A 20,291-nucleotide genomic window follows, 5' to 3' on the forward strand; every position below is an offset into this window, starting at 1 on the left:
ATGAACGACAAGCCGGATGCAGCACCCGACAGCACGGCAGCGCGAGTCGCCTTGTGGCGCGCCCTGCATGTCGAGGCCGACCCATCGCCGCATGTGTTGGAAGACCAGGTCGGCCTGCAATTGCTGGCCCCGGACAAGGACTGGCGCAGCCGCGGGGACATGGACCCGCAGTTCACGCGTCCTTTCCGCGCCTCCATCGTGGCGCGTGCGCGCTTCATCGAGGATCTGGTCGTCGAACAGGCCGCCCGCGGGCTCGGGCAATACGTCATCCTCGGCGCCGGCCTCGACAGCTTCGCGCAGCGGAGGCCGGAGATCGCGTCGCGCCTGACAGTCTTCGAGGTCGACCCGCCCGGTCCTCAGGCATGGAAGCGTCAGCGCCTGGTCGAACTCGGCTACGGCATTCCGGAGTGGCTGCGCTTCGTTCCGGTCGACTTCGAGGCGGGAGAAGCCTGGCGCGACCGGCTTGTGACCGCCGGCTTCGACGAGAGCGAGCCGGCCATCGTGGTCTCCACCGGCGTCAGCATGTACCTGACCAAGGAGGCAAACGCGGCCGCGCTGCGCCAGGTCGCGACACTCGCCCCGGGATCGACGCTCGCCATGACCTTCCTGCTGCCGCTCGAAATGGCGGACCCGGAAGTGCGTCCCGGGCTTGAGATGGCGGAGAAGGGCGCGCGGGCAAGCGGGACGCCCTTCATCAGCTACTTCACCCCGCCGGAAATGCTGGCGCTGGCCCGCGAGGCCGGCTTCGCAGAAGCACGGCACGTCTCGGCGGCGGACCTGACCCTGCGCTACTTCTCGGGCAGGACCGATGGCTTGCGTCCGCCAAGCAATGCGGAGGAATTGCTGCTCGCAAATACGTAGCCGCCTACAGCCGATTCCCCGGATTCACAGCAGAATGACGGCATCGCGAAGGCGCTGCCTTGGAACCCGGCATTGCACACGCTGTCAAAAGCGGCTGGGACGGAGCACCGCCATCAGAAGGAAATGGACCGTGCATGAGCTGACATTCCGCACTCTGCTGTACCGCTACTTCTTTTTCGAGTGGCTCTTCCTGGACGTCACGCAGGGCAATCTCATCGAGCGCTCTGCGGCCCGGCGGCACAACCAGTCCCAGGCGCACTGGCTTCTCACATACATGTGGCGCTGGTTGTGGTGCGCGGTGCTGCTGTACGGTTTGGGCGGGGTTGTCGAAATCCTGCTTGGCGCGCCTGCGGTATCGGCACTGTTCTATGTGCCGAGCGCCTTGAGCGTGTCGGTGAATGCGGTGATCGGCGCGGCCTGGCTGGGGCTCAAGATCTTGTCCGAGCCTCTCTGAGAATCAGAAGTTGTAGGCTTTTTCGCCGTGGTCGGCGAGGTCGAGCCCTTGTTCCTGATCCTCGTCGCTGGAACGGATGCCGATCGTGTATTTCAGGATCGTCATGATCACGAAGGCCACGAACGCGGACCAGACCAGGGTGATGCCGATGTCTTGCAACTGCGCGATCATCTGCGCCCTGGCGTCGAAGTCGCCCACTTTGTTGGCCACGTAGTCGAAAACGCCGGTGCCTCCAAAGGCCGGATTGACGAACAGCCCGGTGCCCAGCGACCCCAGGATTCCGCCGATGCAGTGCACGCCGAAGGTGTCCAGCGCGTCGTCGTACTTCAGCCAGGCCTTGAGTTTCGTGACCGCGAAGAAGCAGACGATGCCCGCAATGCCGCATGTGACAAACGCGCCGACCGGACCCACATAGCCAGCCGCGGGCGTGATCGCCACCAGGCCCGCCACGATGCCGGAGCAGATTCCCAGCACGCTGGGCTTGCCCTTGACGAGCCATTCCGTCAGCGTCCAGGTGACGCCCGCGGTGGCGGTGCCGAACAAGGTGTTGAAGAACGCCATGCCCGCCGAACCCGTGGCCTCGAGCGCGGAACCGGCGTTGAAACCGAACCAGCCCATCCACAGCATGCCGGTGCCGATCGCCGTCATCATCATGCTGTGCGGCGCCATCGACACCCTGCCGTAGCCGGCGCGTCTGCCCAGGACCAGGGCACACACCAGCGCAGCGATTCCCGAGTTGACGTGCACCACGGTGCCGCCTGCAAAGTCCAGGGCGCCCAACTGGAAGATTTTTCCGGCATGGCTTTGGGCGGCCTCAGCCGCCGCCGCCGAGGTGTAGGCGTCCGGACCATCCCAGTACCACACCATGTGCGCGACCGGCAGATACGCGAAGGTGAACCAGAGGACGGAAAAAATGATCATCGCGGAGAACTTGAAGCGCTCCGCGAAGGCGCCGCAGATCAGGGCCACCGTGATGGCCGCGAAGGTGAGCTGGAACATGCAGTACACGGCGTCCGGCAGGTACTGACCCTTGCTGAAGGTCGCCGCCACCGCGGTGGACAGATCCTCGCCGCGCATGAACAGCTTGTCGAACGATCCGATGAATGGACTGGTGCCGGCGGTGAAGGCGAGGCTGTAGCCGTAGATGACCCACAGCACCGCAATCACGCAAAAGATGGCGAAACTCTGCATCACGGTGGACAGCGCGTTCTTGCTGCGCACCATGCCGGCGTAGAACAGCGCGAGCCCGGGGACGGTCATGAACAGCACGAATGCGGTGGAAGTCATCATCCACGCGACGTCGCCCTTGTTGCAGTCGAAGCCCTTGTCGCCGCATTTGGGTGAGGGCGCGGTGGCATCTGCGGTGGCTGGAGCGGCAAGCGCTGCAGTCGCGGCCGGCTTTGTGTCGGCCGGTGATGCCGCCGAGACCGCAGGCGTCGTGCCCGGCGCCGTGGTGGCTTTGTCTTCCGCCCAACTCGCGGTCGACAGCGCGAGCGCACCGATCAAGGCCAGCGATGCGAAGGCTTTTTTCATGATGAACACCCCCTAAAGAGAGTTCGCACCGCTTTCGGCTTGCTTTCTCCCACCCATGCGCCGATTTTTCGGTGGAATCGATGCTTGGCAGAGCATTTCCTGTGCCTGTCGTTGCGCAAGGTTTTTCGAGTGGCCGGCGTGCAAATGCACCGCAGAGGCGCGAAATAATCTCAACCGCTCCGTCATGGTGCGCGTGGCACTCCCATGGGTCGGCCCGAGGTCACGCACCGGGATGATGTGTCCGATTGCGACAATTCAAGACATTTCACCCAAAAGCCGAATAGTCGACGACAATACCCGCGCGTCGCGGTTCTCTTGAAGTCCGCGCGTGAACCGGTGATCGGTCAGTTTCGCGCCACAGCGCCTGTTTAGTTTGTTGTGATATTGGGACTCCATCGCTTTGTGTTATTGGTTTGAATTAGGAGTCCCTCCATGGGCAAGAAACTTTACGTAGGCAACCTCGCTTACTCCATCCGCGACAACGATCTCGAACAGGCTTTCAGCCAGTACGGCACGGTCGCCAGCGCCAAGGTCATGATGGAGCGCGACAGCGGCCGCTCCAAGGGCTTCGGCTTCGTCGAAATGAGCACCGACTCCGAAGCTCTCGCAGCCATCCAGGGCCTGCACGAGCAGTCGCTCGGCGGTCGCAACCTCACCGTCAATGAAGCCCGTCCCATGGAGCCCCGTTCGCCCGGCGGCTTCGGCGGCGGCGGCGGTGGTCGCAGCGGTGGCGGCGGCTACGGTGGTGGTGGTGGTGGTGGTGGCGGCGGCTACGGCGGCGGCAACCGCAGCGGCGGTGGTGGCGGTTACGGTGGCGGCGGTCGCGGCGGCTACTAAGCAGCGCGCACCGGCAACGGTAGAAAGGCTCCTTCGGGAGCCTTTTTGTTTTTCCCCCTCGATCTTTTGTTATCTTGCGCCGCATGACCGTGGCCAACGAAACGCCTGAAATCGACGACTTCATCGACGCCCTCTGGCTCGAAGACGGACTTTCCAAGAACACGCTGGCCGCCTATCGCCGCGATCTGGAGCTCTTCGCGAATTGGGTAGCGGCCGAGCGCGGCAAGACGCTGGATGCCGCGTTGGAGAACGATCTCCAGGCCTACATGGGCGCGCGCCTCTCCGACAAGGGCAAGGCGACCTCGGCCAACCGGCGCCTCACGGTGTTCAAGCGCTACTACCGCTGGGCGCTGCGCGAACAGCGCATTGCCGCCGATCCGAGCCTGCGGCTGGCGCCGGCGCGGCAGATGCCGCGCGCGATCAAGACCTTGTCGGAAAAGCAGGTTGACGACCTGCTGGCCACGCCGGACGTCGACACGCCGCTGGGCCTGCGAGACCGGGCCATGCTGGAACTGATGTACGCCAGCGGGCTGCGCGTGAGTGAACTGGTCGCGCTCAAGGTGTTCGAGATGAGCCTGAACGACGGCGTGCTGCGTGTGCTCGGCAAGGGCAGCAAGGAACGCCTGGTGCCTTTTGGTGGCGAGGCGCGGCGCTGGATCGAGCGCTATCTGCGCGAGTCGCGCCCGGCCATCCTCGACGGCCAGCAGACTTCCGACCTTTTCGTGACGAACCGTGGCGCCGGCATGACGCGGATGATGTTCTGGGTCATCGTGAAGAAAAACGCGCTGGCGGCGGGCATTCATGTGCCGTTGTCGCCGCACACGCTGCGCCACGCCTTTGCGACGCACCTGCTCAACCACGGTGCCGACCTGCGCGCGGTGCAGATGCTGCTCGGCCACGCGGACATCTCGACCACGACGATCTACACGCACGTCGCGCGCGAGCGGCTGAAGCAATTGCACGCCAAACATCATCCGCGCGGCTGAAGCGAGTTCGCCGATCGCTGGACAATCACATGACCGAGGAGTTGTATCGATGCCTTTGAATTTTTGCCGTCGCAGCGTGGTGGCGGCGCTGGGTCTTTCGTTGTTTGCCATGGCGGCGCAGCCGCAGGTCGTGCCGAAGACCGTCCGCCTCATCGTCGCGTATCCGGCCGGCGGGGTCAGCGACGTGGTCGCGCGCGCCTTGGCCGACAAGCTTGCGGCGCAGCTCGGCGTGACCTTCGTGGTCGAGAACAAGGCCGGCGCAAGCGGCACCATCGGCATGGATGCGGTCGCCAAGGCGGCGCCCGACGGCGCCACGCTGGGCTTTTCGGCGATCAGCCCGTTGGTGCTCAATCCGCACCTGGGCAAGTCGCCTTTCGATCCGATGAAAGACATTGCGCCGGTGGCGAGCGTCATGTATTCGCCCGTGGTGCTGCTGGCGACGCCGGCCACCGGGACGCGCGATTTCCGCACGCTGCTCGATGACGCGCGAGCGCGGCCCGGTGCCATTCGATGGGCGACGTCGGGCCAGGCTTCGCTGGGCCATGTCGTGCTGGAGCAGCTGCGTGCAGCGGCCAACATCGACGTCACGCACATTCCGTACAAGGGCGGCGGCCAGCAGCTGAACGACGCCATCGGCGGACAGTTCGAGATCCTTTCGACCAATGCGGGTGCGACGGTCTCTGCGCAGATTCAGGCGGGCAGGCTGCGTCCGCTGGCGGTGGCGGCACCGGCGCGCCTCGACAAGCTCCCGAAGGTGCCGACGCTGGCCGAACTGGGCTATCCCGCGGCCAACATGTCGTCGTTGTTCGGCGTCTTTGCGCCGGGCGGAACACCGTCGATCCTGATCGAGAAGTACAACGTCGAGATCAACAAGGCGCTGAACAGCCCCGACCTGCGCGCCAAGCTGCTGGCCACGGACAACGTGCCGACCGGCGGTCGCATCGAGGATTTCGCCGACGAGATCGCGAGCGAGTATGAGAGCAACGGCCGCATCGTGCGTGCTGCAGGCATCAAGGCAGACTAGACGCCCGTCACGCGACAATGATGCCCGCCTGCGTCGATCGAGGAACACACCATGGCCCAACTGACCCCCGCCACGCGGAACCTGTATCTGGAAGACCTGAAGCCGGGCGATCGCTTCGTCAGCGACGAGCATGTGCTGGACGAGGCGCAGATCATCGAGTTCGCAACGCGCTTCGACCCGCAACCCTTTCACCTGGACGCCGAAATCGCAAAGAGCACTTTCTTCCAGGGGCTCGCGGCGAGCGGCTGGCACACGGCGGCGATCACGATGCGGCTGCTCGTCACCAGCGGCATTCCACTCGCCAATGGCGTGATCGGGTCAGGCGGCGAGATCCAGTGGCCCAAGCCGACCCGGCCGGGCGACGTGCTGCGCGTCGAGAGCGAGGTGGTGGAGGTGATTCCCTCACGCTCGAAGCCGGAGCGGGGGTTGGTGGTGATGCGTTGCGAGACGAAGAATCAACACGGCGATGTGGTGCAGCGCCTCTCGCCGAAGTTGGTGGTGATGCGTCGGCCGACCTGAGGCGCTAAAGCGTCTCCGTTGGCGCGAAATCCAGCTCCACCTTCGCCCCGTTCGGGTCATGGCAGAACAACTGCCAGATTCCCGCGCCGGGCAGTTGCCGCAACTCGTATTTCGTGCCGCTCTGGTCGAAGCGGGCTTTCACCTCTTTCAGGCCGCGTGCCGTGAAGGCCATGTGGTCGATCACGCCCGCGCGTTGTGCCGGTGGCTGTCGGTCGAAGTAAAGGTGCAGCACGGCCTGCGGGGCCTCGCCATACAGCCACGCGCCATCGAAGCCCAGATCGGGTCGATGGCCGACCTTGAGACCCAGCAGCCCGGTATAGAAATCCAGCGTGGCCTTCGGGTCCTCTGCGATCACGGTGAAGTGGTTCATGCCGACGATCATTCGTTTCTCCTTGCAGGTGGATTCAGGGCAGCAGCACGAGCGCGCCGGTGGTGCTGCGCGATTCGAGCCGCGCATGTGCATCGGCCGCAGCGTCCAGACCGAAGCGCTCGATCGGCGGCAGTTTGATCGTGCCGTCGGCCAGCGCGCTCCAGACACGCTGCGCGCGCCGCGCGAGTTGGTCGTTGGTGGCGACGTAGTCGAACACCACCGGCCGCGAAAAGCTCAGCGACTTGGCGACCAGCGCATCGGGTGGCAGCGGAGACAGCGGCCCGCTGGCCTGGCCGAGGCTGATCCAGTGGCCGCGCCGCGCGAGTGCAGCAAGGTTCTCGTCGCGCGCGGCATCGCCCAGGCCGTCGATCACCACGTCGGCACCACCGCAGGCGCGTTGCACCGCATCGGCAAAGCGATTGTCGCGCGTCACGATCACGTGCTCGCAGCCGTGCTCGCGCGCGATGCGGGCTTTCTCTTCGGTCGACACGGTGCCCAACACGGTCGCACCCAGACGGCGCGCCCAGGCGCAGACGAGCAATCCGACGCCGCCGGCAGCCGCATGCACCAGCAGCCGAGTGCCCCTCTGCACGTGGCCCAGGTCGTGAAGCAGGTAGTCGGCCGTGATGCCTTTGAGAAGCAGCGCGGCGGCAACTTCGTCTTCGATCGCGGCCGGCAGCCGCACTGCCCAATCGGCAGGCACGCAGCGCACACCGCAGTAGGCGCCGGGCACGGGCCCGAGGTAGGCGACGCGATCGCCGGGCAGGACGCCCGTCACCTGCGGTCCGGTGTCGAGCACGCTGCCCGCGGCCTCCATGCCCGGCACGCCGGGCGCGCCGGATGAAACCGGCATGAGACCCGGTATCCAGCCGCGCCGCAGGTACACATCGAGGAAGTTCACGCCGACGGCGCGCTGCTGGATGCGAATCTCGCCCGCGCGCGGCGCCGCCACTTCGCTGGCTTGCGTGCGCAGCACCTCCGGACCGCCATAGCGCTCGACGGCGACACGGCGCGTGGGAAGCGGCAGGGCCGTCGGCATCGGCGCGCCGCCGGCCGGCCGCAGGTCGCCGCCCTGGCGCAGATGGCGGCGCAGGTTCTCGAAGCCGGCTTCGTAGACGTCCTCTGCGACCATGTCGCTCAGTTCGCGTTCCATGCCCGGCGGCGTCGAGAAGTTCGATGTCCAATGCCAGAAGGTGCGGTTGCCGTCGGTCACGCGCTTGAGCGTCAGCGTGGACACGTACCGCTGCAGCGGCACGGTCGCTTCGACGATGCAGTAGGTGCTCTTGTGTTCGGCGTCCGACAGCGTCAGCAATTGCTCGCGGATGCGGTTGCCGTCGCGCAGCGTGAAGCTGCGCACGCAACCCACTTGGTCGCTGCGCTCCTGCGCTTCGATGCGGCTCGCCTCCACCACGTCGTGCCAGTCGGCATGGCTGTTGAAGTCGCGCAGCACGGCCCATACGCGCTCGATGGGCGCGTCGATGATGGTCGAGCGAACCACGCGTTGAAGCATCTCAGCAATCCGCCGCGCTTGGTGCGACCCACGACGCATGCGACCGGCGCGGCCAAAGCCAGGAACCCCGCGGAACCGGCTTTGCCGGGCCGCTGGGGTTGCCCCCGGAGAGGGGGTGTCCGAGCCACACGAAGTGGGCGAGGCTGGGGGTGAGCTTCATCTCAGCGGCTCGTTCCAAAATGCCGTTTCAGCGCATCGAACCCGCCCTGGAAAACGCCGTTGCCGATCGTCTCAGTCAGTTCCCGCTCGCGACCTTCGTCGCATTCAAACTCGGCACTCCATTCGGCGAAGCACCGCGCGCCATCCGTCACCGGCGTGAGCTTGAGCGTGGCGATGTAGTTCGACACGCCCATCGGGCTTTCGAGGATCTCGTAAGTGCAGCTGTATTCGTAGTCGGAAAGCGCCAGCAGTCGCTCGCGAACGGCGCCGCCGTCACGCGTGTGGAGGTGCCGGATGCAGCCGACACGATCGGCAGGCTGGCTGTTCTCGATCCGGCAGTCCGCGATGCCCGGGTGCCACAGCGGCAGGCCGTTGAAATCGCGAATGCGCGACCAGACGCTGTCCGCGCTGGCGTCGATGACGCTCGACACGTAGATCTGCACCATGCGCTATTCCCTGTCCTTGGCCGGCACCGACGGAAGCGCGGCCCGTGCGCCGCTGACGTCGCCGACAAGGCGCTGGATGTCGCCGCCCTCGATGCCGATCTCGCGCAGCAACTGGTCGACCAGCGGCGCCTGCGCGCGGAAGCGCAGCGCCGAATTCACCAGCCCGTCCGCAAAGCCGCCGCCGTCGCCATTGCGTTCACCACCGCCCGACGAACCGCCGAGCCCATCCACGTGCAGGATCTTGATGCCCTCGATGCGCTCCATCGGCTTCACCGACTCGCGGATGATCGCCTCGGCCTTCTCGACCAGCTTCATGCGCAGCGCGGACATGCGCGCCTCGGGCGACAGCATGTTGTGAGCTTCGTTCATCATGCGCATCGCCTCAGCCTCGATCTCGGCGCGCACGCGCATCGCCATCGACTTGATCTTGTCGGCATCGGCATCGGCTTCGGCCTGGGCGCGCACGGCGGCGCCACGGTCGGCGCTCGCGTCCTTCTCGGCTTGCGCGGCGGTGGTCAGGCGCAGCGCGTCGCGCTCGGCGGCCTGCGCAGCGCCGATCAATTCGATCGCCTTCTTGCGCTCGGCCATTTCGACCTCGCGGGCGGTGAACACCCTTTCTTCTGCGGAGACGGCTTGCGCGCGTGCGTTTTCGGCTTCGGCCTGGGCCTCGCTCTGCGCCTTGCTCTCGCGCGCGATGGCGATGGCGCGTTGCTGCTCGGCGAGTTCGAGCGACAGGCGGCGCTCGATCTCGGCACCCTGGATTGCGCGCTCCTTGGCGATGCGTTCCTGCTCGATGGTCTGCTCGGAGCGGATGCGCGCTGCGTCGATGCTTTGCTTGGCCGTGATCTGCGCGCTTTCGGCATCCTGTTCGCGCTGTGCGCGCTCGACGGTGAGCTCCGCGCGTTGACGCGCGCGGGCGATCTCCACTTCGCGCTGCTGTGCCAGGCGGGCATGCTCGCCGACGCGGTCGATTTCGAGCGAGAGCTTTTCAGCCTCCAGGTTCTTGTTGCGGATCGCGATGAGCGTGTCCTGTTCGACGTCGTTGCGCTGCTTCTTGCGGTGCTCGATCTGCTCGGTCAGGCGCGTCAGACCTTCGGCGTCGAAGGCGTTGCTCGGATTGAAGAATTCCATGCCGGTCTGGTCGAGTTGCGTGAGCGATGCAGCTTCGAGTTCGAGCCCGTTCTTCGTCAGGTCTTCAGCCACCGATTCGCGCACGCGCTTCACATAGGCGCCACGCTTCTCGTGGAGTTCTTCCATCGTCATCTCGGCCGCGGCGGTGCGCAGCGCATCGACGAACTTGCCTTCGACCAGTTCCTTGAGTTGATCGGGCTCCATGGTGCGCAGGCCGAGCGTCTGGGCGGCGGCCGCGACGGCTTCAGGCTTGGCCGCCACGCGCACGTAGAACTCGGCGATCACGTCGACGCGCATGCGGTCCTTGGTGATGAGCGCCTTGTCGCGGCCGCGGCTGACTTCGAGCCGCAGCGTGTTCATGTTGACGGGAATCACGTCATGCACGATGGGCAGCACGAAAGCGCCGCCATCGAGCACCACCTTCTGCCCGCCCAGCCCCGTGCGCACGAAGGCCCGTTCCTTGGAGCTTCGCAGATAGAGCCAGTGCAGCAGCCAGACCGCGAGCGCGACGATGATCGCGACCACGATGAGGCCGAGGATGAAGTTGCCGAATTGAGCACCTGACATGGAAGTCGTCTCCTCTATTGCGTATCTCGTGTGATCTGGACGAAGCGGCGCGTCGTCTCGGTGAGCGCCGTTTCCGCAGGCAGCCGCTCCATCGAGCTGGCGCCGTAGAAGCCGTGGCAGTCCGGGCAGCGCGTGAGCACATAGCGCGCATCGTTCGGCGTGGCGATGGGGCCGCCGTGGCACAGCACGATGGCGTCGGGCTTCACGGACTTCACTGCGGCGCTCCACTCGTTGATGTGCGCCACGCAGCCATCGAGCGTGAGCGCGGTCTCGGCGCCGATCGCGCCGCCGGTGGTCAGGCCCATGTGGCAGACCACGATGTCGGCGCCGGCCTTGGCCATCGCGCGTGCATCGCTTTCGCTGAAGACGTAGGGCGTCGTCAGCAGATCGAGCGCGCGGGCCCGCTCGACCAGTTCCACCTCCAGTCCGTAGCCCATGCCGGTTTCCTCGAGGTTGGCGCGGAAGGTGCCGTCGATCAGGCCGACGGTCGGGAAGTTCTGGATGCCCGAGAAGCCGAGCGAAATCAGTCGCCGCAGGAACTCGTCCGGGATCATGAACGGGTCGGTGCCGTTCACGCCCGCGAGCACGGGCGTTTGCTTGACCACCGGCAGCACTTCGCGCGCCATCTCGCAGACGATCTCGTTCGCGTTGCCGTAGGCGAGCAGGCCGGCGAGCGAGCCGCGACCGGCCATGCGGTAGCGACCGGAGTTGTAGATCACGATCAGGTCGATGCCACCGGCTTCCTCGCACTTGGCCGAAAGGCCGGTGCCGGCGCCGCCGCCAATGATCGGCCGGCCGGCGGCGATCTTGGCGCGCAGGCGTTGCAGGAGCGTGGAGCGGTCGATGCGTGGCATGGGGGGTGCTCCTGGATTCAGGCGCGCAGCGCGCTGGTGGTCGGACGCGACACCTCGTGCCACGCGCCGGCCAGCGCATCGGCAAAGGCCTCGTCGTTGATGTGCAGCGGCAGCCGCAGGAGCTTGCGGTCGGCGCCGGTGCGGAATCCTTGTTCGATCGCGATGAACAGCGCGCGGTCGGCTTCGGGGTCGTGGAAGGGTTGGCCGGCCCGGTCGATCGCCGAAACGCCGCCTTCGGGAATGAGGAAGCGCACCGGCCCGCGCATCGCGTTGAGCTTGGCCGCGATGAATCCGCCGATCGCGCGGCATTCGTCCGGCGTGGTGCGCATCAGCGTCACCGTGGTGTTGTGTTTGTACAGCTTGCGGGCGCGGAAGCGCTCGGGCACGGTGTCCCAGGCGCCGAAGTTCACCATGTCGAGCGCGCCGCAGGAGCCCACGTAAGGCAGGGCGTGGCGCGCGAAGACATCCATGCGCGTCGGGCCGGCGGAGAGCACGCCGCCGACGATCTCGTCGGCGATCTCGGTGGTCGTGACGTCGATGACGCCGGCCAGCAGACCGGAGTCGGCGAGCTTTTCCATCGACTGCCCGCCGACGCCGGTGGCGTGGAAGACGAGGCAGTCGTAGCTGTCTTCCAGCCGCTTTGTCAGCATCTGCACGCAAGGCGTGGTGACGCCGAACATCGTGAGGCCGACTGCCGGCTTGCCGTCGGTCGAGACGATGGGCGGGTGAGCGATCATTCCGGCCAACGCGTTCGCCGCGTTGGCGAGCACGCGCTCGCTGATGCGGTTGATGCCCTGCACGTCCGTGACCGAATACATCATGCAGATGTCGCTCGGGCCCACGTAGGGGCGCGTGTCGCCGCTGGCCATGGTCGAGATCATCACCTTGGGCACGCCGATGGGCAACGCGCGCATGCCTTGCGTTGCCATCGAAGTGCCGCCGGATCCGCCCGCGGAAATGATCCCGCCGAGGTCGCGACGCGCTGGCACGAAAGCCTCGAAGGCGAGCGCCATCGCAGCCGTCGCGTTGCCGCGGTCGCTGCTGAAGACCGCCGACTCGCCCTGCGGATGGTGGCGCGCGACCTCTCGCGGATGCACGCTGGCGGGCGATGGCTTGCCGGACGTCGACAGATCGACCGTGACGACGCGCAGGCCGAGCCGCTCCAGGCATTGCCGCAGGAAGAACAGCTCGCGCCCCTTGGTGTCGAAGGTGCCGGCTACGTAGGCCGCGCGCACGCTGCTGGCGGCGACCGGGAAATCGAAGATCTGCGGTGCGGCAGGCGTCGCGGATGCGGCGGACGGTGCCGGTGGCGCAGTCGGTTGGCGCTCGATGTCGGCGACCGGCGCGGCCGTGCCGCCCGCGTTCCAGCGGTTGAAGCCGCGCACCGTGCGCGGCGCGAGGTCGTCGAGCGAGGGCGTGCCGTCGCCATGGGCGCGGCGCACCGTGAAGACTTGCGTGGCTTCGGCGGGGCCTTGCATCGCCTGGCCAACGCCTTCGGCGGGCTCTTCGTCGTGACCGTTGGAGCGCACGCCGAGCAGGCGCTCCTGCATGTCGACGTCGGCCGCCAGTTGCGCAGCGGGCATCTGCTGCGCGATGCGCCCGTTGACCATCACGCCGATGCGGTCGGCCACAGAGATGGCGACGCCGAGGTTCTGCTCGATCAGCAGCACGGCGATGCGGCCTTCTGCGGCGAGGTCGCGCAGGGACTGTGCCACCTGCTCGACGATCATCGGCGCCAGCCCTTCGGTGGGCTCGTCCATCACCAGCAGCTTCGGATTCAGGAGCAGGGCGCGGCCGATGGCCAGCATCTGCTGTTCGCCACCCGAGAGCTGCGCGCCGCCATGCCCGCGTCGTTCCGCAAGGCGCGGGAACATGGTGTAGACGCGGTCGACTTCCCGCCGCCGGCTGGCGACCAGCCGCAATGTTTCGTCCACCGACAGCGACGGCCAGACGCGCCGGCCTTGCGGCACATAGGCGATGCCGCGCCGCGTGATTTCGTTGGGAGCGAGGCCAAGGATCTCTTCGCCCGCGAGCCGGATGCTTCCACGCGCGGGCACCATGCCGGTGATCGCGTTGCACAGCGTGGTCTTGCCCATGCCGTTGCGGCCGACGATGCCGAGCACGCCGCGTTCGAGCGTCAGGCTCACACTCTGCAGCGCATGGGCATGGCCGTAGAACACGTCGAGACTGTCGATGGCGAGCACCGGCGCGTTGCTGCCGACGGTGTTGGCGCCGTCGTTCTCGCGGCTGTTGCGGAACCAGGCCATCAGTGACGGCTCCCCATGTAGATCGCCTGCACCTGGGCGTCGCCCTCGATCTCTGCCGGACTGCCGGTGCGCAGCGTGCGGCCGTTGTGCATCACGGTGACGCGGTCGACCACGCGCAGGGCGATCTCCAGGTCATGCTCGATCAGCACGAAGCTCATGTGCGCCGGCAGCGAGCGCAGCAGCGCGACGAGTTCCCGGCGCTCCCCAGGCGACAGGCCGGCAGCCGGCTCGTCGAACAGGATCAGCCGTGGCGCGCCGGCCAGCGCCATGCCGATTTCGAGTTGGCGTTGTTGCCCGTGCGCGAGATTGGCAACCTTTTCTTCTGCGATATGGGTCAGTCGCGTGCGCTCGAGCAAGTCTTGCGTCGCACGGGTCGAGGCATGCCCGTCGCGCGCCCGCAGAAAGCTGAAGCGCCCATTGGCGACGCCGCGCACCGCGAGGAAGAGGTTGTCGCGCACCGTCAACTCGCGGAACAGGAGCGAGGATTGGTACGTACGACGCAGCCCCTTGCGGATGCGCTCGTATGGCGGAAGGTCGGTGATGTCTTCGCCGAAGAAATGGATGCGACCGCCGGTGGGCGGAAAGTCGCCGGTGATCGCATTGAACAGCGTCGTCTTCCCGGCCCCATTGGAGCCGAGGATGGCGTATTTCTCGCCCGCTGCGACGGTGAGCGACACGTCGTCCACCGCGCGCAGCGCACCGAAGGCACGTGTCACCCCGACGAGCCGCAGGGCATCGCCCGACAACAACTGCGCGCCGGCGCCGGCATTCGCGGCGCCGCGCGAAGCGGCCGATCGGAGAGGGGTGATCGTGGCCATTCGGGGCTCAAGTCCTGCAGTCGGGCACGTCGCGAGTGCCCAGGCCCATCTTCTTGAAGTCGGCCTCCGGCAGTCCCAACGTCTGCGAGATGTCAGGCACTGTCTTCACCACCTTGTTGTAGAACGAGCCGTCCGGCGCCTTTGTCACTTCGGTGATGTAGGTGGTGCCCACGCCGTTGCGGTTGGCGTCGATCTTCACCACGCCCGCCGGGCCCTGGAAGTTGGTCTTCTGCAGCGCTTCGCGATAGGCCTTCTGGCCGTTCGACAGATCGCCCTTCACTGTATCCAGCGCGTCGAGCGTCGCCTTGGTGTTGATGTAGTAGAGGTAGGCGAAGAGCGACGGGCTCGGGAAGCCGTCCTTGAAGTTGGCCTTGTAGTCGGCGACGAATTTCTTCCACTCCGGCGTGTCGATCGAATCGGCCATCGGCCCCGCCGATGCGGTGCCCAGCAGCGACTCGCGGCGCTTGCCCTTGTAGTTGAGGACCGTCTGGTCCACCGTGATCGAGCCGCCGATCATCGGCTTGTCGCCGCCGGCCTGCTCGTACTGCGTGAGGAAATTCACCGCGTCGGAGCCGCCCAGCACTACCAGCAGGGCGTCGGCATCTTTCGGGATCTTCGCGATGACGGAGGCGTAGTCCTTGGTGCCCAGCGGCACCCAGGCCTTGTCGATCACCTTGCCGCCCTTGGCGCAATAGCTGGCCATGAAGCCCTGCACCTGCGAATACGGGAATCCGTAGTCCTCCGCGATCAGGAAGGTCTTCTTGTAGCCCTTGGAGAGCGCATGCTCGCCGAGGCCTACCATCCACTGCGCGCCCTCGGTGTTGAAGCGGTAGAAGTTCGGTGCCGGGTCCGAGAGCGTCGCCCCCTGCGCGCCCGAAGAGCCGTTGATGAAGGTGATGTTGGGCTGCGTCTTCGCGTAGTTCTTGACCGCGATGCCCTCGTCGCCCGACAGCGGGCCGATCATGATCTGGACCTTGTCCTGCTCGACCGCCTTGCGCGTGGCGTTCACGGCCTTGTCGGGGGTCGCGTCGGAAGAGACCTTCACGAACTCGATCTTCTTGCCGCCCGCCATGCCGTTCTTCTGCTTGAGCGCGAGGTCCGCGCCGCGCATGCTGTCCTGCCCGGGTGCCGCGAACGGCCCCTCCAGCGTGGCGAGGAGGCCGATCTTCAGGGTCTCCTGCGCGTAGGTGAACCCGGACACCGCAAGCAACGCCGCCGCGGCCACGATGCTGCGCCCGAACACTCTTCTGCCTTTGCTCATGTCTCGCTCCTGGTTGTCATTGATGAATGCGGCTCCGGCCGCGGTGGGTGAAAAGGCTCACCAGGCGTGTGCGGCTCTGCCACAAACCCAGAAGCCCGTCGGGGGAAAACAGGACGATCGCGAGGAAGACGCCGCCGATCACGAGGTTGAAGCGTTCGCGGTCGACGAGGTCGATGGCGAAGTTCTGCAGCAGCACGAACACGATCGCGCCGACGAAGGCGCCGACAGGATGCTTCATGCCGCCGAGCACGGCGATGATGAGGATGTTGATCATGGCGCCCGTGCCGATCGTGCCGGGCGAGATGCGGTTGTTGTACCAGACCATCAGCACGCCGCCGACCGCAGCCAGGAGACCCGCTACCGCATAGGCGGCGACGCGGTGCGCGGTGACGTTGTAGCCCAGTGCCTGCATGCGGCGTGGGTTGTCGCGAATGCCTTGCAGCGCGATGCCGAAGGGCGCGCGGATCAGATACTTCACCCAGAAGTAGCCGGCCAACGCGCACGCCAGCACGAGGAAGTAGAAGGGCACCGGCTCGCGAATGTCCAGCCCGAACACCGTCGGCGCCGCGAGCTTGCTGAAGCCCTGGAAGCCGTTGAACACCGTGTAGTTCTGCTGCGCCAGATAGAAGAACGCGACGCCGACCGCGAGCGTGATCATGATCGTGTAGATGCCTTCGGTGCGCACCGAAAGCCAGCCGACCGCCGCCGCGAAGATCGTGGCCAGCGCCACGGCCACCACCAGCGCCAGCCACCACGGCCAGCCCAGGCTGATGGCGATGTTGCTGCTGGTGCCGAAGATCGCAAGCATGTAGGCCGCGAAGCCCGCGACCGTCATCTGCGCGAGCGAGACCATGCCGCCGTATCCGCCCAGGAAGGTGAGCGACAGGGCGATCAGCCCGAGCGCGAGCGATTGCGCGCCGATCTGGTAGGTGAAGAACGGCGTAGCGACGAAGGGATAGATCAGCACGAAGGCCAGCACCACCACGTGCCGCCAATGCACCGCCCGCCAGGCGGAACGCCAGCGTTGCGATGGCGAACTGGTGGCTGTGCCCGCCTGTGTCGGCGTCGTCGCAATCGGATGAAGTCGCCCAGCCTCGACGCCGCGCCGCGCTACGCCGGCCGCCGCAGCCGAAGAGTTCATGGCCCGTCGCCACTGGGCTGCGCTCATGTATTCCTCCCCATCAGCCCGCGCGGTTTGAAGGCGAGGGCGACCACCATGATCACGAAGGTGAAAACCACGCTGTACGTCGGCGCATAGGCGAGGCCGAACTGCTCCGCCAGGCCGATGAGCATCGCGCCGATGGCCGCGCCCACCACGCTGCCCATGCCGCCGACGATCACCACCACCAGCGAGGCGAGGAGGTAGCGCGTGTCCTCGCCCGGCGAGACCGACAGCGCCGTGCCGCCGACCACGCCTGCCAGCCCCGCCAGTCCTGCGCCGATGGCGAAGGTTAGCGCGAAGACGCGCTGCACGTTCACACCGGACGCCGCGAGCATTCCGCGGTCATCGACGCCGGCACGGATCATCATCCCGATGCGCGTGCGCGCCAGCAGCAGCCACAGGCCGATGCCGATCACGATCGAGGCCAGCAGCACCATCAGCCGATAGGTCGGAAACTTGTTGACCAGCGGCAGCGTGGTGGAGCCGTAGATCCATGCCGGCGGGTCGAAGGTGTAGATCTCGGCACCCCATATCCAGAGCGCGATGTCCGCCATCACGATCGAGAGGCCGATCGTCACCAGCGTCTGACGCAGGTCCTGCCCCTGCATGTGCCGGAAGATCAGCACCTGCATCAGCAGCCCCAGCACCGCGGCCGAGAGAAATCCGGCGATCACCGCGAGCACCCAGGAGCCCGTGTGCTCGCCTACCATCCAGCCGATGTAGGCGCCGACGAGATAGAGCGAGCCGTGCGCCAGGTTGACGTTGCGCATCAGTCCGAAGACCAGGGTGAAGCCGCTCGCGACGAGGAAGTACAGCGAGGCCAGCGTGAGCCCGTTGAGCAGCGTCTTGAAGAAGAGCGGCGCGTTGTCCACGATGGCCCACACCGCGAACACCGCGATCGGCACGCCGAACACCAGCCACGGCACCCACTGCCTGCGTTTCATGCGGCGCGCTCCCAGAGGCGTTGCGCGCTGAACTCCGGCGCCTTGGCGAATTCGCCGTCCTTCATCACGGCCAGGATGCGCTTCGGGTCACGCAGGATCGAAAGATTGGCGAGCGGATCGCCATCCACCAGCAGCAGGTCGGCGAGGTAGCCGTCCTGGATCGTGCCGAGTTCGTTGCCGCGCATCATGATCTGGCCGCCGTAAAGCGTGGCGCAGCGGATCGCCTCCATCGGCGTGAAGCCGAGGTACTTGACGAAAAACTCCAGGTCGCGCGCGTTCTGGCAATGCGGCGTGAAGGCGAAGCCGTAATCACCGCCCGGGAGGATGCGCACGCCGCGCCGGTGCATGGCCTTGAGCGATTCGAGTGCGGCATCCCACTCGATCTGGTAACCCATCGCCGAAGCCTTCTCGTAGGTGATGCCGTAGGCCTCGGCCTCGTGCAGCATCGCGTAGAGGATCGCGATGCCCGGGGCGACGAAGACGCGGTCCTTCGCGGCCTCGAGCATGTCGAGCGTCTCCTCGTCGGTGAAGCTCGCGTGGTAGATCACATCGATGCCGTGCCGCAGTGCCTGCTTGACCGATGCCGCCGAGCGGGCGTGTGCCGTGCCGCGCTTGCCGCGCACGCGCACTTCGGTCATGGCCGCATCGACTTCCGCGTCGCTCATCCAGGTGGTTTCGGCCGGCGAGTCGGGCGTGAAGTTGTCGCCCGAGAGGTTGAGCTTGATCGAGTCGACGCCGTACTTGAGGAACATGCGCACCACCTTGCGCATGTCGTCCGCAGAGTTGACATTGACGCCGAAGCTGAACTCGGGGAAGGGCAGGTGCGGCAAGGTCTCGTCGCCCAGGCCGCCGGGCACCGTGATCTCCTGGCTGGCGGCCAGATAACGTGGCCCCGGGATCTGGCCCGCATTGATGGCATTGCGGATCACCACATCCAGCCGCGGCTTGGCGCACGCCGCGCCGACACAGGACGTGAACCCCGCCTGCAGATACCGGCCCGCCACCTTGGCGCACCACAACACGTGCTCTTCCAGCGGCATGCGCTGGATGGCCGAAAGCGTGGCCGCGTCGTTCCACGAAAAGTGCGTGTGCGCCTCGCACATGCCGGGCATCAGCGTGGCGCCGGCCGCGTCGACCACCATCGCACCGCTCGGCGCGATCGGCGCGGTGCTGCGGCCCACCTGGCGGATGCGATTGCCGCGCACCAGCACGCTGCCGGTGTAGGGGTTCTGCCCCGTGCCGTCGATGATTCGAACGTTAGTGAAGACGACGTCAGCCATGATCTTCTCCTGTGTTCACGCAGTTGCCCACCGGGTGGTGTGCGCGCGGCGCACGGGCGGGGCGCGATGGAATTCACCATCCTTCATCACGGCCAGGATGCGCGCCTTGTCCTGCAGCACCGTGATGTCCGCGAGCGGATCGCCGTCGATCAGGAGGATGTCGGCGAGATAGCCCTCGCGGATGTAGCCGAGCACCTTGCCCATGCGCATCATCGGCCCGCCCCAGGCGGTGGCCGAAAGCAACGCTTCCATGGTGCTCATGCCGACATACTTGACGAAGTACTCCAGGTCCTTCGCGTTGGTGCCGTGCGGTGTCCACGCAAAGCCGTAGTCACCGCCGGGCAGGATGCGGATGCCGCGCCGGCGCATCGCGCGCATGCTCTCGACGGCGGCGTCCAGCTCGCGGTGGTAGCCCATCTTGCGCGTGACTTCGGGCGTGAGGCCCCATTCGCTCGCGTGGTGGGAGGTGTTGATGAGCCATGCGAGTCCGGGTGCAATGAAGTGCTCGAACTTGTGCGCTTCGAGCATGTCGAGCGCTTCCTCGTCGGTGAAGCTCGCGTGGTAGATGACCTCGATGCCCTGCTTGACGCACTGCTTGATCGACCAGGTCGAGCGCGCATGCGCCGCGACCCGCTTGCCCCATGCCTTGGCCTCCTGCACGCAGACGGCGATCTCTTCCTCGGTGAACTGGCTCATCTCGCTGGGCATGCCGGTGATGGATTCGCCCGACAGGTTGATCTTGAGCGAATCGACGCCGTACTTGACGAACATGCGTACGCAGCGCCGCATCTCTTCTACGCCGCTGACCACCGCGCCGAAAGCGAACTCGGGCTGCGGCAGGTGCGGCTGCGTGGTGTCGCCGAGGCCGCCGGGCACGGTGATCTCCTGGCTGGCCGCGAGGTAGCGCGGGCCGATGATGGTGCCGTCGGCGATGGCGTTGCGGATCACCACGTCGAGCCGGGGCTTCGCGGCGGCGGCGCCGACGCAGCTGGTCCAGCCCATGTCCAGGTAGCGCTTGGCGACCTCCGCGCACCACAGGATATGTTCCTCCGGCGGCATGCGCTGGATCGCGTCGAGGCTGGGCTGGTCGTTCCAGGAGAAATGTGTGTGGGCCTCGACCATGCCCGGCATCAGGAAGGCCCCCGCGCCGTCGATCACGCGTGCGCCGGTGACGGGCGCGGACTGCACGCCGTAGCCGGTGCGCACGACGCGCGCGATGCGGTTGCCCTGCACCAGCACATCGCCGGTGAAGGGCGCTTCGCCGCCCCCATCGAAGATGCGCACATTGGTGAACATCACATCGGCCAT

At 66.4% G+C, this 20,291-nt stretch carries 19 protein-coding genes and 1 pseudogene; 6 read left to right on the top strand and 14 right to left on the bottom strand.

Features of this window, described 5'->3' with window-relative positions:
* The gene (locus AC1DHL_RS17320) at nt 1–861 is read left to right on the top strand and encodes a class I SAM-dependent methyltransferase (protein WP_478103458.1); all 861 of its coding nucleotides are present in this window, start codon (nt 1–3) and stop codon (nt 859–861) included.
* Between the two features lie 130 nt (nt 862–991).
* Nucleotides 992–1,315, top strand: a complete 324-nt coding sequence (locus AC1DHL_RS17325; RefSeq protein WP_478103457.1) for a hypothetical protein — start codon at nt 992–994, stop codon at nt 1,313–1,315.
* A 3-nt stretch (nt 1,316–1,318) separates the two neighbouring features.
* Here the strand turns inward: AC1DHL_RS17325 and AC1DHL_RS17330 are convergent, their stop codons facing one another.
* Nucleotides 1,319–2,848, bottom strand: coding sequence for an ammonium transporter (locus AC1DHL_RS17330; RefSeq protein WP_478162748.1), 1,530 nt, complete (start codon nt 2,846–2,848; stop codon nt 1,319–1,321).
* Nucleotides 2,849–3,280: 432 nt separating this feature from the next.
* Between AC1DHL_RS17330 and AC1DHL_RS17335 the strand changes: the two genes are divergently transcribed.
* The 4 genes from AC1DHL_RS17335 to AC1DHL_RS17350 all read left to right on the top strand — a co-directional run bounded on the left by AC1DHL_RS17335 (nt 3,281) and on the right by AC1DHL_RS17350 (nt 6,214).
* Nucleotides 3,281–3,685, top strand: a complete 405-nt coding sequence (locus AC1DHL_RS17335; RefSeq protein ID WP_478162749.1) for an RNA recognition motif domain-containing protein — start codon at nt 3,281–3,283, stop codon at nt 3,683–3,685.
* Nucleotides 3,686–3,768: 83 nt separating this feature from the next.
* Nucleotides 3,769–4,671, top strand: a complete 903-nt coding sequence (gene xerD, locus AC1DHL_RS17340; RefSeq protein WP_478162750.1) for a site-specific tyrosine recombinase XerD — start codon at nt 3,769–3,771, stop codon at nt 4,669–4,671.
* 49 nt (nt 4,672–4,720) lie between these two features.
* A complete protein-coding gene (locus tag AC1DHL_RS17345; RefSeq protein ID WP_478162751.1) occupies nt 4,721–5,695 on the top strand; it encodes a Bug family tripartite tricarboxylate transporter substrate binding protein in 975 nt (324 codons plus the stop codon).
* Between the two features lie 51 nt (nt 5,696–5,746).
* A complete protein-coding gene (locus AC1DHL_RS17350) occupies nt 5,747–6,214 on the top strand; it encodes a MaoC family dehydratase (protein ID WP_478103450.1) in 468 nt (155 codons plus the stop codon).
* 4 nt (nt 6,215–6,218) lie between these two features.
* On the opposite strand, the gene AC1DHL_RS17355 is transcribed toward AC1DHL_RS17350, so the two are convergent.
* The 13 genes and pseudogenes from AC1DHL_RS17355 to AC1DHL_RS17415 all read right to left on the bottom strand — a co-directional run bounded on the left by AC1DHL_RS17355 (nt 6,219) and on the right by AC1DHL_RS17415 (nt 20,291).
* Nucleotides 6,219–6,596: a VOC family protein gene (locus AC1DHL_RS17355; RefSeq protein ID WP_478103449.1), complete on the bottom strand. Its 378-nt coding sequence runs from the start codon at nt 6,594–6,596 to the stop codon at nt 6,219–6,221.
* A gap of 22 nt (nt 6,597–6,618) precedes the next feature.
* Nucleotides 6,619–8,094, bottom strand: a complete 1,476-nt coding sequence (locus AC1DHL_RS17360) for an SRPBCC family protein (protein ID WP_478162752.1) — start codon at nt 8,092–8,094, stop codon at nt 6,619–6,621.
* Nucleotides 8,095–8,255: 161 nt separating this feature from the next.
* Nucleotides 8,256–8,699 carry an SRPBCC family protein gene (locus AC1DHL_RS17365; protein ID WP_478103446.1) on the bottom strand — a complete coding sequence of 148 codons (444 nt, stop codon included), beginning with the start codon at nt 8,697–8,699 and terminating at the stop codon, nt 8,256–8,258.
* Nucleotides 8,700–8,702: 3 nt separating this feature from the next.
* Nucleotides 8,703–10,397 (bottom strand): flotillin family protein, encoded by a 1,695-nt coding sequence (locus tag AC1DHL_RS17370; RefSeq protein ID WP_478103445.1) that lies wholly within the window; start codon nt 10,395–10,397, stop codon nt 8,703–8,705.
* Nucleotides 10,398–10,411: 14 nt separating this feature from the next.
* On the bottom strand, nt 10,412–11,251 hold the full coding sequence (locus tag AC1DHL_RS17375) for a phosphoenolpyruvate hydrolase family protein (RefSeq protein WP_478103444.1): 840 nt from the start codon (nt 11,249–11,251) through the stop codon (nt 10,412–10,414).
* Nucleotides 11,252–11,268: 17 nt separating this feature from the next.
* The gene (locus tag AC1DHL_RS17380) at nt 11,269–12,486 is read right to left on the bottom strand and encodes a Tm-1-like ATP-binding domain-containing protein (protein WP_478162820.1); all 1,218 of its coding nucleotides are present in this window, start codon (nt 12,484–12,486) and stop codon (nt 11,269–11,271) included.
* Between the two features lie 522 nt (nt 12,487–13,008).
* Nucleotides 13,009–13,518, bottom strand: a pseudogene (locus AC1DHL_RS17385) (ABC transporter ATP-binding protein); the annotation flags it as partial.
* Entirely contained in the window at nt 13,518–14,336 is an 819-nt protein-coding gene (locus AC1DHL_RS17390; RefSeq protein ID WP_478162753.1) for an ABC transporter ATP-binding protein, read from the bottom strand. The gene AC1DHL_RS17390 and the pseudogene AC1DHL_RS17385, both read right to left, overlap by 1 nt.
* Nucleotides 14,337–14,343: 7 nt before the next feature.
* Nucleotides 14,344–15,597, bottom strand: coding sequence for an ABC transporter substrate-binding protein (locus AC1DHL_RS17395; protein ID WP_478103441.1), 1,254 nt, complete (start codon nt 15,595–15,597; stop codon nt 14,344–14,346).
* 16 nt (nt 15,598–15,613) lie between these two features.
* Nucleotides 15,614–16,738 carry a branched-chain amino acid ABC transporter permease gene (locus AC1DHL_RS17400; RefSeq protein ID WP_478162754.1) on the bottom strand — a complete coding sequence of 375 codons (1,125 nt, stop codon included), beginning with the start codon at nt 16,736–16,738 and terminating at the stop codon, nt 15,614–15,616.
* Between the two features lie 23 nt (nt 16,739–16,761).
* Entirely contained in the window at nt 16,762–17,703 is a 942-nt protein-coding gene (locus AC1DHL_RS17405) for a branched-chain amino acid ABC transporter permease (protein WP_478103438.1), read from the bottom strand.
* Entirely contained in the window at nt 17,700–18,983 is a 1,284-nt protein-coding gene (locus AC1DHL_RS17410) for a metal-dependent hydrolase family protein (protein ID WP_478162755.1), read from the bottom strand. The genes AC1DHL_RS17405 and AC1DHL_RS17410 overlap by 4 nt, the downstream gene beginning before the upstream one ends.
* Before the next feature lie 15 nt (nt 18,984–18,998).
* The gene (locus tag AC1DHL_RS17415; protein ID WP_478162756.1) at nt 18,999–20,291 is read right to left on the bottom strand and encodes a metal-dependent hydrolase family protein; all 1,293 of its coding nucleotides are present in this window, start codon (nt 20,289–20,291) and stop codon (nt 18,999–19,001) included.

This window comes from Variovorax sp. 10L426, assembly GCF_056395305.1.

Bases quoted from the DNA above. Each gene is read 5' to 3' on its own strand.
- AC1DHL_RS17375 (WP_478103444.1), bottom strand. From the start codon at position 11,251: ATGCCACGCATCGACCGCTCCACGCTCCTGCAACGCCTGCGCGCCAAG.
- AC1DHL_RS17370 (WP_478103445.1), bottom strand. From the start codon at position 10,397: ATGTCAGGTGCTCAATTCGGCAACTTCATCCTCGGCCTCATCGTGGTC.
- AC1DHL_RS17410 (WP_478162755.1), bottom strand. From the start codon at position 18,983: ATGGCTGACGTCGTCTTCACTAACGTTCGAATCATCGACGGCACGGGG.
- AC1DHL_RS17345 (WP_478162751.1), top strand. From the start codon at position 4,721: ATGCCTTTGAATTTTTGCCGTCGCAGCGTGGTGGCGGCGCTGGGTCTT.
- AC1DHL_RS17405 (WP_478103438.1), bottom strand. From the start codon at position 17,703: ATGAAACGCAGGCAGTGGGTGCCGTGGCTGGTGTTCGGCGTGCCGATC.
- AC1DHL_RS17390 (WP_478162753.1), bottom strand. From the start codon at position 14,336: ATGGCCACGATCACCCCTCTCCGATCGGCCGCTTCGCGCGGCGCCGCG.
- AC1DHL_RS17415 (WP_478162756.1), bottom strand. From the start codon at position 20,291: ATGGCCGATGTGATGTTCACCAATGTGCGCATCTTCGATGGGGGCGGC.
- AC1DHL_RS17350 (WP_478103450.1), top strand. From the start codon at position 5,747: ATGGCCCAACTGACCCCCGCCACGCGGAACCTGTATCTGGAAGACCTG.
- AC1DHL_RS17395 (WP_478103441.1), bottom strand. From the start codon at position 15,597: ATGAGCAAAGGCAGAAGAGTGTTCGGGCGCAGCATCGTGGCCGCGGCG.
- AC1DHL_RS17330 (WP_478162748.1), bottom strand. From the start codon at position 2,848: ATGAAAAAAGCCTTCGCATCGCTGGCCTTGATCGGTGCGCTCGCGCTG.
- AC1DHL_RS17320 (WP_478103458.1), top strand. From the start codon at position 1: ATGAACGACAAGCCGGATGCAGCACCCGACAGCACGGCAGCGCGAGTC.
- AC1DHL_RS17360 (WP_478162752.1), bottom strand. From the start codon at position 8,094: ATGCTTCAACGCGTGGTTCGCTCGACCATCATCGACGCGCCCATCGAG.
- AC1DHL_RS17355 (WP_478103449.1), bottom strand. From the start codon at position 6,596: ATGATCGTCGGCATGAACCACTTCACCGTGATCGCAGAGGACCCGAAG.
- AC1DHL_RS17400 (WP_478162754.1), bottom strand. From the start codon at position 16,738: ATGAACTCTTCGGCTGCGGCGGCCGGCGTAGCGCGGCGCGGCGTCGAG.
- xerD (WP_478162750.1), top strand. From the start codon at position 3,769: ATGACCGTGGCCAACGAAACGCCTGAAATCGACGACTTCATCGACGCC.
- AC1DHL_RS17335 (WP_478162749.1), top strand. From the start codon at position 3,281: ATGGGCAAGAAACTTTACGTAGGCAACCTCGCTTACTCCATCCGCGAC.
- AC1DHL_RS17365 (WP_478103446.1), bottom strand. From the start codon at position 8,699: ATGGTGCAGATCTACGTGTCGAGCGTCATCGACGCCAGCGCGGACAGC.